Origin of the sequence: Peribacillus cavernae (assembly GCF_003989135.1) — a bacterium.
Lineage (GTDB): Bacteria > Bacillota > Bacilli > Bacillales > DSM-1321 > Peribacillus > Peribacillus cavernae.
Map to the genome: position 1 here is coordinate 1 of NZ_RYZZ01000030.1, position 10615 is coordinate 10615.

Genomic DNA, 10615 nt, shown 5'->3' on the forward strand with positions numbered 1-10615 from the left:
GCCGTTTTCATATAACTTGACCATTTGAACTTTACATTCAGGGGTATAGGATCTTCTTTCTCTTTTCATTTGTAAGTCTCTCCTTAACTGAATAAGATGTGGTAGACTACCAAATCAGCGGGGAAATACCGAAACTTGACATGGAGCCTCCGCGGGCATGCTTTCCCTTCCAGGAAGCCAGCTAATCAATATACCTGGCTCGCCAAAAAGGCTAGCATACCCGCCACTCCATATAAAGTTTCTAGAATGGATCACTTATGCTTAATAAGCAGTATATCCAGATTTGACTGTTAGTCTACTTGACCTTAATTTTACTGTCCAGTTGAGTGTAACCTATTCATTCTGATTTCAGGAACAAGGGTTACTACCATGTGTAAGTAATACATGGTGTTTTGTGGGCTGGAGTGTCCCATATATCGGCTTATAGGTATCGGATCATAATATCGAAATTTCCCCCATCTTCGATGCATTTTCTCATACTGTTCACTGCAAATGTATGTCTTAACCCGTGACAGGTTGGCTTCTTACTGGTCTTTCCAAAGAATGAAGTCTTTCTAAGTATGTTGTCAAACAACCTACAGACCGAAGTATTGTTATACTTAGCTGCCCTACTAGATGGAAAAAAGTATTCACGGCCTGGATTCTTAGTCTCCATAACAGAATCATATTTACGGCAAAGTTCAGTCAAATCCGCCGACATATATACCACCCGATTTTTATGACCTTTTGATTCATATATTTTTATTGTGCCATCCTTAAGGTTTATTTCAGAGCATTTGAGATTACATGCTTCAGAATTTCTTAACCCGCAGCAATAAATCAACCTAAACATCACTGATGTTACCAAGTGTCTGTATGGAGGATATTTAACTGCCTTTAAGCCATCGCAGATTCGAAAGAATTCTTCTAACTGAGCATCTGTAAAAATATGCGGCTCTTTAGGTTTTGCTCTTTTAAGCTTGTTTTTAGTAATGTATGTATCACCCCGCAGGGGTAACATATAGTTACCAAGATGCATCATTGTTCGAAAGCGTTTTTGTACTTCCTGTATAGATTTTGATTTTGTATGATATACCCATGCCTCGACCAGTTCCTTATCAAGTGAAACCTTATTGGGAAAGTTGTTTCTGCAGAACCAATCAAACTCATCAAGGTGCTTTTCCATATATTTTAAAGAAAATCCTGAATTATGTTTTTCTTTTATCAAGCTTTCCATATATTGTGCAAAGTTGCTTTTAAATCTCCCATTCATTGTAGTTCCTCCCTTGAACATTCTATTCCATAGAGTCTTAAAGCACATTTACGCATCTTTTTGGAATCCGTAGAAATGTAGACATCAGCTGAATTTGGATTCAAATGGCCAAGCGATGCAGAAATGATACTTGAAGATACATTGTTTTCAAACAATTTTGTTGCTGCAGTCCTTCTCAAAATATGCAATCCCTTCTCAGGGCAATCGTCCGAGTCAAACTCTGAAAGGTATTTAAGAGGAACTTTACTAGCAGAGGCCGGCTGCATTGCCTTGTAAGGCGCATGTCCTCTTAGAAATATTTCATCTGCTTCAGAATTCATTCGTGAATTGAGTATATAATCCATTAAAGCATTTCCAACATCTGTTAGAAGGGGGAGTGTTACCGGAATTTTCGTTTTCTGCTGTATAAATGTTATCGAGTCATTCTGCCAGTCAATGTTCTTGAATTTTAACCCGACTATATCAGAACGTCGCACTCCAAGACGTAACGCTAGAAGAATTATAGCCTGATCCCTTTTTCCTAATGGGGTTGATAGCTTATCAATCGGATACAAGCTTCTGCTCAGCATCTTTGGATATCGTTGTTACTATTGAAACCTGCTTTGCATAAACTTTTGGAATTGCAAGATGTAGGTTTTCTTGTCTAATGAATCCATTTTCTTCGAGAAAAGTGAAGAATTTTTTTAACTTATATGCATAAGCCTGTATACCCGTTGGCTTTCTGCCGGACAGTACATCATTTCCCCAAAAGTCTGAGACATTTTTAGCTGTGAGCTTGCTTAAGTTGTCTATCTTCATGCTTTCAAGAAAACGAAAAAACATGCTCACCACTCTAAGTGAAAATGTTATAGTAGCTTTCGACATATTTTCTTGTAAAAGATATTGTTTATACTGTTCTAGTAAGTTTCTATAATGTTCGGTGGCTGGTCTTTGAGCTGTCTTTAACGGGTATACCTTCCATTCGCCAAGTTGATCATTCTGTGAGTCAAGCAAAAGCAGAGAAGCACGCCTATGAGATAGAAACAGTTTACGTTGACTTCGTGTTCCTTTCTTTAGAATCATAAATCCAGAAAGCCACTGCTCAGCATTCTCGGCAGAGAAACACAGGTTATTTTCTTTTAGGAAAGTTTCAAGGAGCCTGCAAGACCGCTTAAAGTTTTTTATTACACTTTTACTTTTAATGCCGAACGATCTGATTTTCTCAAGAGTTACTTCTGACAGTTCTTTAAAATCATCCAATTGTTTACCCTCCGATATATAAAATTGTCAGAGAATCTGACAAATCAATAATATCCGGAAAACAAAAAAAATATTCTGAGCTTTACAAGAAGAAACCTTGATAAACAAGGCTTTCTGGTAAAGATCAGAATAATTTAATGATTGGTATAAGGCGGGTTATTAAAACATTAGAATAACCCGCCGAAAATGCCATTCGGCCCAATGTTATCGGCCGCAAGAACTGGATCCATTCCGTTAGCGAGGCTGGCGCAAAGGCGAACGCTATTTGTTTGAGTCTTGCAGAGACGGCAAAGAGTAATGGCATCGATTTCTATGAATACCTGAAGAAGCTACTGATGGATTTGCCAAATCTCGATATTCATCAAAACCCTGAAGTTTTAGATCAGTATTTGCCCTGGTCTAAAAATATCCAAGCAACATGCGGAGGAAAATAAAAAAAGCCGTCTATTTCGATTCGAAAAATCGATATAGACGGCTTTTTGTGATGCGTACCGAAAGGTGCGCTTATTTTTTATAATTCGGGCTTACTCTTTACAAGAGGGAGCATTACAGTCTACAGTGAATGAAATATGTTGTATTCATAAAAATTGTTTTTATGACGAAAATAAGCTCCAACAAGAATTTGATTTTTATGCAAACACATATAATAAGTCAAGAGTACTACAAGTTTAACTAGAATCATTCTACTCATATAAAATAAAGACAACTCCACTAACAGGGAAATGCGACCAAGCCATAAAAGCCGGTCGCATTTCTAAAAAACATTACTCTTTATCGAAGGGATGCCGTTTCTTTACCGGCTATTGCATCATGGTAAAGATTATCGCCTTCTTTAAGAGTTTTTGTAATTTGTTCCGCTGGCAAGACTCTGGCAAATCCTCTTCTCATAGTTCGTAACGTTGCTTCATGTGCAAGAGCACTATCTGTCGCATTGATATCTTCCCCAAAAACAATATTATAATTTAGAAAGTAGCCGGTTCTGGCTGTCGATTCACAGCAAAAATTTGTTAATGTACCGCTAATAATCAGTGTTTTAACTCCTAAATTCCTCAATACGTAGTCTAAATCAGTGCCGGCAAAGGAACAATATGCATGTTTTGTTCTAATTACCCTTTCGTTTGGAAGAGGGTAGATCCCTTTATAAATATCTGCACCTGGTGTACCCTCTTTGATGGCCCCGTTTTTGATTGGCTCCCAGTATTGATAGAAACCCGCACTACAATCTTCTGCAATATTATGAGCAGTGAAAATGACCGGAACATTCTGGTCTCTGCACTCTTCGATGACGTTTTTCATCCGGGGAACCATCCTGTATGCCTCCGGAACACACATAGGATGAGACGGATTAACGAAATCCTCTTGCATGTCGATAACTAACAAAGCACATTCTTCTTTTTTGATTTCAAAAGACCAATGTTTGTCGGTATTATAGTCTTTTTCAGCAAATTCTATAAATTCTTTTTCTCCTGAAAATACACCTTTGGATTCCAATTGGGCGGGTGAAAGCAACTCTTCTTCTTTGCGATTATAAATCTGTAAAAAATCTGAAACTACTTTACTTTGCATGATTAATCTCTCCTTCTAATATGTGTATTTTTACTTCATTCTAATAAAGTGAATATTGACAAACATTCAAAACCAGCAACCTTCATTCATTAGTTCCAATTATTTTATCACTGCCTCTTTTTGGGATAAAGAAACTGTTGAAGTCTCAATTTCTTTATTTTCCCTCAAAAATAAGACGGAAATCAGGGATGCTATACATAGGATGGCTAAAAATGATGCAAGTGGAACCCAAGAATTATTGTATTTGCTTAACAAAAGTGTCGCAATCATTGGAGCCGTTCCTCCAAATAATGCAGAGCCCGTTTGATATCCAAGTGTGATTCCTGTATAACCAACATTGGTACTAAACATTTCAGAGAACATTGTACCGATTAACCCGGCAATAGCCGACCACATAATTCCTAAACCTATGATCGAAGCGGCAAAAAGCCAGATAGTAGATTGCAATGATAATAGATAGAAATATGGAAAAGAGAAAATAGTGAGGGCTAACGCACCCATAAGAAAAACGCGTTTACGACCAATTTTATCAGATAATATTCCCATTAATGGAATGCAAATCGTTGTCACAAGTGTTGCAACAGTAATTACATTTAACGCTGTAGTTCTTGAATATCCAATTGTATCTGTTGCATAGGATATAAAAAATGTGGTGAATAAATAGAATGGTCCGACTTCAACACATTTAGCACCTAATGAAATTAGAACAGCTTTCCAATGATATCTCAGCGTCTCAAAGAGGGGAACTTTTACGACATTGCCTTTTTCTTTTTCTTCCTTGAAAGCCGAAGTTTCGCTAATCCCGCTTCGTATCCAAATACCAATGACAACTAAGACTGCACTAAGTACAAATGGAATCCTCCATCCCCATGCGAGAAATTGTTGATCTGGAAGTAAACTCGCCAGTGAAACAGCGAATGTTCCAAGTAACATTCCAAGCGGAATTCCCATCGCGGGAAAACTTCCAAAAAACCCCTTTCTATCTTTTGGTGCAGATTCAACTGCCAGGAGTATGGCTCCTCCCCATTCCCCACCAAGTCCAATACCTTGTATGATACGGAAGGCCACAAGAAGAATAGGAGCCCAAATGCCTATTGTACTGTAGGTTGGAAGCAGTCCAATACAGACTGTAGAAATCCCCATTAATAATAATGAAATAACGAGAGTGTTTTTTCTGCCGAACTTGTCCCCCATATGACTAAAGATAAGACCCCCAAGAGGCCGTACAAAAAAGGTAACCCCGAAAGATGCATACGCAAGCAGTAAACTTACAAAGGGATCATCATTAGGAAAAAACAGTTTATTAAATACTAGCGCAGCAACGGTTCCGTAAAGAAAGAAATCATAAAATTCGATCGCGCTCCCCATTAAACTTGCCAATAATACTTTTTTCGATTTTGCATCTAGTTTCTCTTTCTTACTCATTCATACACCTCGATTTAACCAGATTTTTTATGAGATATAATTTCTGCTTAACTTGGAATTAGTTTAGATTAAGGTAACAGAATTTTCCGAAAACTCATTCGGTCAAAGCTGCTTTTTATAGATGAATGAGGATCTTTGAAAAAGGAATTCAATGGGCAATCAATAATAAGAATTCCTTTTTCAAAGTATGTTGATTTAATTACTAGATAAACTTATCCTTGCAATACTTACTGTTCAGCATTAACGATTTTTCCGTACTTTCCTTCAAAGAAGGTTAATGGAGCACCATCGCGAATGACAAGATCGGTTACTTCTCCGATAAAGAGGGTATGATCCCCGGCTATTTGTTTACTATGAATCTTACATACGATATTAGCAAGAGCATCTTTTATCACTGGTATTTCACTTACCCAATCAAACTCAAAATCGCGTTTTTCTTTAATTTGTCCCGCAAAATACATAGAGAACTCTTTTTGATCTTCTGACAATATATTAACAGCGAATGTTCCGGTCTCATTAATTTTATCAAGCATTCTAGCTTTCTCGCCTACAGATATTAAAACTAATTTTGGATTAAGGGAAACCGACATAAACGCATTTGCAGTCATACCATGTGCCTCATCGTCTAGTAAGGTTGTAATGACTGTCACTCCTGTAGCGAATTTTCCCATCGCACTTCTAAAGGTTCTATCGTCCATTAGTTCATAACCTCCTTCAAATTAAATTCATGTTTGGATTCCTGTGTTACCGGTAGCTGATTTAAGAATAGCACGATTTAATAATATTTTTGTCAATTAGAAAATTTTACAGTTTATTTTATTTGCCGTAATAACGGACTTCAAAAATTTTACACCCGTTCGGAGCTTTCCATGGTCCGTGTTTCATGCCGGGTGGACGGGTAGCAACCATCCCCGCAGTAAATTCTTCATTCAACTCTAAGTCAATGACGGAACCTTCAATAATATACAGTTCTTCCCAGAAATCATGAATTTGCACACCATTAGGCGATGTATCTGTGTCAGGTTCAAATTGTAAAATACGAGTAGCTACCTCACTCTCCGGATCTTTAGCAATCACTCTTTGGGATAATCCTTTTACGTTCTCAAAATGTTCAACTTCAAAGTTTGTATAAGGTGTAAATTCAAGCTCTTGTTTTGGCATGGTTTATTCCTCCTCAGCATTTTTTAAAAAGTTTGTTTTATAAGAAAGCGTGATTTTTCGCTCGAGCTTCCGGTCATATAATTCCGCCCGAAAAGCTTCTCCGAAAATAAATTCCCCATTTACAATCGGCGGCGTTCCGCAAAATAGCGCCAGGCCGGAGCTGTTATATCCACGCTCATCTACTATTTTCAGAAGTTCATTGGGAGAAAGAAACGACTCCAACTTACCTTCTTGATACAATGACTCTTCTCCGTTATTGGTCATCCAGCTGCGTAATTCAATCTCACCCATATGTTCCTCAATCTCTGCAAGAAGCCACAAGTCTTTACTAATCGGTTTGGGGCATACTTGTTTCGATTTTTGGATGGACACCGCCTCAAGTACTCTGTCGGTATGATCACTGCCCAATCCTATAAACCAAGTTCCATCTACTTCAAGTAAGACCACTTCTACCTCCCCACTGCTATCATTGTTCACGACAGCAATAGAAGATTCTGAAGTTAGTAAGCCGGGAGAAAGATCGTAGAGCATAGGAATTCTTGGCGGAGCCGGTATTCCTAATTCTTTTAATTCTTCGATATGCCTTCTTGCGGCTTCCTGGTCTTTTGCCGTGTAACCGGCAATGACAAGTCGATTGGGCACCCAGTTCTTTTTTTGGTTTTCAATTTGGATTTCCATTTTTATTCTCCTTTTGTCAATTTAAGGTCCCCACTTTTCAAAAAGAATTGATAGATTGTTATAACACCCGGTGCTTCAGCTGCGGAAACACCTCGCGGATGGACTCAATTTGTTCTAGATCGATTTCGGTTTTCACCACTGTTTCGAATTCTCCAGCAGAAGCAATGACAGTTCCCCACGGGTCAACAACCTGGCTATGTCCTCCCACCAAAACATTACTTGTTTTCCCTGCACAATTACTAGAGATTAAGAAACATTGATTTTCAAGGGCCCGCGCTGCATTAAATAACTTCCAATGTTCAAGTCGCTGATGAGGCCATGCGGATGTGACAAGGAAAATCTTTGCCCCTTGATCTACTTGGGACCGGAATAATTCCGGAAAACGCAAATCATAACAAGTCGAAAGGCCAATTTTTCCGAATTCGGTATCAATTACTATCGGCTTTTCCCCTCTGGTTAGGATTTCTCCTTCAGCAGAACCATAACGGAATAAGTGGATTTTACGGCTCGTTCCAACAAGCTCACCGTCCCGATTAAATAGAATGCTTGTGTTATAGTACTTGTCATCCTCTCTCTCGACAAAGCTGCCCGCATGTAAATAAGCTCCTAGTTTTTTTGCCTTTTCCGAAAAGTGCTGAACAAAAGAACCATCAATCGTTTCTGCCTCTTTCATATAGTTATCAAAGGAAAAATAACCTGTCGCCCAAATTTCAGGCAGAACAATCAAATCCTGGCCTTCCAGCGCATCTAACTTCGCGCTCACTCGATCGATACGCTGTTCTTTTGTTTCTTCATCCCTAATTTCAACTTGTACAGATGCTATTTTCATATTCAATTCCTCTTTTTTGTTTATTATAGTACTTGTTCTTCGAATGATTGGGGTATCTGATAACTCTCCAAAAATTGATCGACTAAATCAACCACTTCTTCATAGCGATAATTCCGGAAAGAATACCCTTTTGTCACAAATGGAGCGCCATTATAAAACAATTCGTATTGTTGATGGCGGCCCGCAAACTCTGAACCTATTACATCCCAGGCCAGTTTAAATAATTTCACGCGCTCTTCAGCTGAAACATCAGTAGACTTGATGTATCGGTTAATATCATCACGTGTCTCAGGATTGATCATATCTTTATATGAAGAAGGAACTTGAAGAACTCCGCCACCCACTAAATCTCGTAACATATGAATCACTTTAGGATAAATGGTATCCTGTAAGCCGACTACTCCATATAAAAATCTTCTATTTGGGTAAGCGGTTCCATTTTCATCCGTCGTATAGTTATACTCTGAAGCGAGCAACATTCCCTCTACAGAAGCGACGATAGCGGCTAATTCTCCTAATTTTTCCTGGACTGGCAGGAATTTGTCTATTCCATTCATAGCTGTCACTTTTTTGGCAATCCCTATAATAAATTTCAACTTCGTTACGAAGCGGATTTGTGCCTGGTTGTTTCCGTAAACATGTGCCGGTGTCTCATGGAATTGGGCTCGGACAATATCGATGTTTCGATAAACAAAAACATGTTCCCAAGGAATAAACACATCATCGAAAACGATCAGAGAATCACTTTCATCGAACCTGGTCGATAAAGGATAATCATAGCTGCTTGGTTTATCTGCTGCAAAACTAGGCCTCGAGTATAATTTTAGTCCAGGTGCATCGAGTGGTACGACAAACGAAAGTGCATGATCTTCATCTCCCGGCCTTAGCGGAGTAATACAACTGACAAAGATGTAATCGGACACAGCAGATCCGGTTCCTAACATTTGTGATCCGCGTACGATTATACCTTCTTTCTTCTCTTCATAAACTCCTACTGCGGTAAACTTATTTTCTTGTTCGTGTGATGCTTTACTACGATCCGTCTGCGGTGGAATAATCACATAGCTTAAAAACAAATCATTGTCTCTGGCATGTTTATAGAACTTACTGACATTATCCTTAAACTGCTCCCCGCCACGAGCGAAAACATCTGGGCGGCTTGCAAATCCCGCCAAATATCCGGCGACATGATCTGGACTTCTTCCAACAAAGCCGCATGTTGCGTTTGCCCATTTTTGAATGGCTTCTCTGCGATCTTTTAGATCTTCTATGCTTTTTGGAATCATGTAAATTTTGTTAGCAATTGTTCCATCTTCTGTTAAGTAGGTCATATTTTCCTTTTCATCAGAGGATATATCATATAAACCAGCAATAGTTTGGGAAATTCCTTTAAACGCAGGGTGAGTAGTGACATCTTGTACCCGTTCTCCACCAATATAAATGCAACGGTTATCCTTAATTGATTCTACATATTGCGCACCTGTTCTGACCAATGTAATCTTCCTTTCTAAAAAAATGTTTTATTTAAATGTTATCGCAAATTGAAATAACCAGTATCAAAAGGGAGTATGCGCTTTCATTTATTGTTGAAAAATAACCACATTTTTCATTCATCTTAGATGCAAATCTATAAATTTATGACTGACTCAGGAGACGGACTTACATGATTCACGTTTCTTTATTTACAAGCAACGATGTTTTGATTTCGTCGAAATGAATTCCTCCTTTCAGAAGTTTTAAGAGTTATCAACATCATTCAATGTCTGTTTCGTTTTGTATAGATGGTCAAGAATAAATTTTGAAGCTGATTTTGAATCCCGCTCCTCTATAGCCTGAATGATTTGACGGTGTTCCTTAAGCACATCTTTCATTCTTCCTTTCCGGCTTACCGCTTTTAACCCCATCAGTTGAGTAAGGTTATGGAGATTATTTAAAACCTGTTCCATTAGTGTATAGTTTGCAAGTCTTGTTAAGGACAAATGAAATGTTTGGTCTAAATCGATGAACGTAATATTATCATCATTTTTCATTGCTTCTTCTTGCTGTTGAATGATTACCTTAAGCGGCAACAGCTGTTCCCTTGAAATGTGGCTTTTGGAAAGCTTTTTTATCACTTCCACTTCAATAGAACTTCTTAGCAAAAAGATTTCATCTTGTTCTTCAGCGGTTATCTTTCTTACAGTCAATCCCTTTCTTGGAATAGAAACAAGCAAGCCTTCTTTTACTAAATTCTGGATCGCTCCCCTTACAGGTGTTCTGGAGGTGTTTAAAGTTTCTGCTAATTGAACTTCTGTAAAAATTTCTTCACTAGCAATAACCCCGTTAAGTATTGCTTCCTTAACCTGCTTATAAACTATGTCTTGTGTAGTGAGTTGTTTTATTGGCTTTAACCTGATTTCTTCCATTATTTATCGCCCTCTTCATACGTTGTTTCACACTACATACAATACCGATTTTAGAAGGTT

Annotated in this window: 11 protein-coding genes and 1 pseudogene; 1 reads left to right on the forward strand and 11 read right to left on the reverse strand. The window is 38.2% G+C overall.

All coding sequences use genetic code 11. From position 1 onward, the window contains the following. Positions 1-421 precede the first annotated feature (421 nt). From ELQ35_RS16810 to ELQ35_RS16820, 3 genes are read right to left on the reverse strand one after another with little or no spacing between them, the layout of a single operon-like run. Positions 422-1252: a tyrosine-type recombinase/integrase gene (locus ELQ35_RS16810; protein WP_185861803.1), complete on the reverse strand. Its 831-nt coding sequence runs from the start codon at positions 1250-1252 to the stop codon at positions 422-424. Next, on the reverse strand, positions 1249-1806 hold the full coding sequence (locus tag ELQ35_RS16815; RefSeq protein ID WP_185861804.1) for a tyrosine-type recombinase/integrase: 558 nt from the start codon (positions 1804-1806) through the stop codon (positions 1249-1251). Before ELQ35_RS16815 ends, ELQ35_RS16810 begins: the two co-directional genes overlap by 4 nt. Beyond that, entirely contained in the window at positions 1793-2491 is a 699-nt protein-coding gene (locus ELQ35_RS16820; protein ID WP_126866264.1) for a site-specific integrase, read from the reverse strand. The genes ELQ35_RS16815 and ELQ35_RS16820 overlap by 14 nt, the downstream gene beginning before the upstream one ends. Before the next feature lie 176 nt (positions 2492-2667). Here ELQ35_RS16820 and ELQ35_RS23805 point away from each other — a divergent pair. Beyond that, positions 2668-2925, forward strand: a pseudogene (locus ELQ35_RS23805) (transposase domain-containing protein); the annotation flags it as partial. Positions 2926-3262: 337 nt separating this feature from the next. On the opposite strand, the gene ELQ35_RS16830 reads toward ELQ35_RS23805, so the two are convergent. The 8 genes from ELQ35_RS16830 to ELQ35_RS16865 form a co-directional block, all read right to left on the reverse strand. Further along, positions 3263-4057 (reverse strand): cysteine hydrolase family protein, encoded by a 795-nt coding sequence (locus tag ELQ35_RS16830; RefSeq protein ID WP_126866266.1) that lies wholly within the window; start codon positions 4055-4057, stop codon positions 3263-3265. Between the two features lie 99 nt (positions 4058-4156). Continuing rightward, on the reverse strand, positions 4157-5482 hold the full coding sequence (locus tag ELQ35_RS16835; RefSeq protein ID WP_126866268.1) for an MFS transporter: 1326 nt from the start codon (positions 5480-5482) through the stop codon (positions 4157-4159). Positions 5483-5709: 227 nt separating this feature from the next. After that, entirely contained in the window at positions 5710-6180 is a 471-nt protein-coding gene (locus tag ELQ35_RS16840) for a flavin reductase family protein (RefSeq protein ID WP_126866269.1), read from the reverse strand. Between the two features lie 118 nt (positions 6181-6298). After that, on the reverse strand, positions 6299-6643 hold the full coding sequence (locus tag ELQ35_RS16845; protein WP_126866271.1) for a cupin domain-containing protein: 345 nt from the start codon (positions 6641-6643) through the stop codon (positions 6299-6301). Between the two features lie 3 nt (positions 6644-6646). Next, complete coding sequence (locus ELQ35_RS16850) at positions 6647-7321, reverse strand: DUF2848 family protein (RefSeq protein ID WP_126866273.1); 675 nt, start codon at positions 7319-7321, stop codon at positions 6647-6649. Positions 7322-7379: 58 nt separating this feature from the next. Further along, complete coding sequence (locus ELQ35_RS16855) at positions 7380-8150, reverse strand: carbon-nitrogen family hydrolase (protein WP_126866275.1); 771 nt, start codon at positions 8148-8150, stop codon at positions 7380-7382. A 23-nt stretch (positions 8151-8173) separates the two neighbouring features. Beyond that, positions 8174-9643: a 4-hydroxyphenylacetate 3-hydroxylase family protein gene (locus tag ELQ35_RS16860; RefSeq protein ID WP_126866277.1), complete on the reverse strand. Its 1470-nt coding sequence runs from the start codon at positions 9641-9643 to the stop codon at positions 8174-8176. Positions 9644-9886: 243 nt separating this feature from the next. Then, positions 9887-10555, reverse strand: a complete 669-nt coding sequence (locus ELQ35_RS16865; protein ID WP_126866279.1) for a GntR family transcriptional regulator — start codon at positions 10553-10555, stop codon at positions 9887-9889. Between the last annotated feature and the right edge of the window lie 60 nt (positions 10556-10615).

Excerpts from the sequence above, each read along its gene's own strand:
- ELQ35_RS16855 (WP_126866275.1), bottom strand. The coding sequence starts at position 8,150 with ATGAAAATAGCATCTGTACAAGTTGAAATTAGGGATGAAGAAACAAAA.
- ELQ35_RS16850 (WP_126866273.1), bottom strand. The coding sequence starts at position 7,321 with ATGGAAATCCAAATTGAAAACCAAAAAAAGAACTGGGTGCCCAATCGA.
- ELQ35_RS16830 (WP_126866266.1), bottom strand. The coding sequence starts at position 4,057 with ATGCAAAGTAAAGTAGTTTCAGATTTTTTACAGATTTATAATCGCAAA.
- ELQ35_RS16810 (WP_185861803.1), bottom strand. The coding sequence starts at position 1,252 with ATGAATGGGAGATTTAAAAGCAACTTTGCACAATATATGGAAAGCTTG.
- ELQ35_RS16835 (WP_126866268.1), bottom strand. The coding sequence starts at position 5,482 with ATGAGTAAGAAAGAGAAACTAGATGCAAAATCGAAAAAAGTATTATTG.
- ELQ35_RS16845 (WP_126866271.1), bottom strand. The coding sequence starts at position 6,643 with ATGCCAAAACAAGAGCTTGAATTTACACCTTATACAAACTTTGAAGTT.
- ELQ35_RS16865 (WP_126866279.1), bottom strand. The coding sequence starts at position 10,555 with ATGGAAGAAATCAGGTTAAAGCCAATAAAACAACTCACTACACAAGAC.
- ELQ35_RS16840 (WP_126866269.1), bottom strand. The coding sequence starts at position 6,180 with ATGGACGATAGAACCTTTAGAAGTGCGATGGGAAAATTCGCTACAGGA.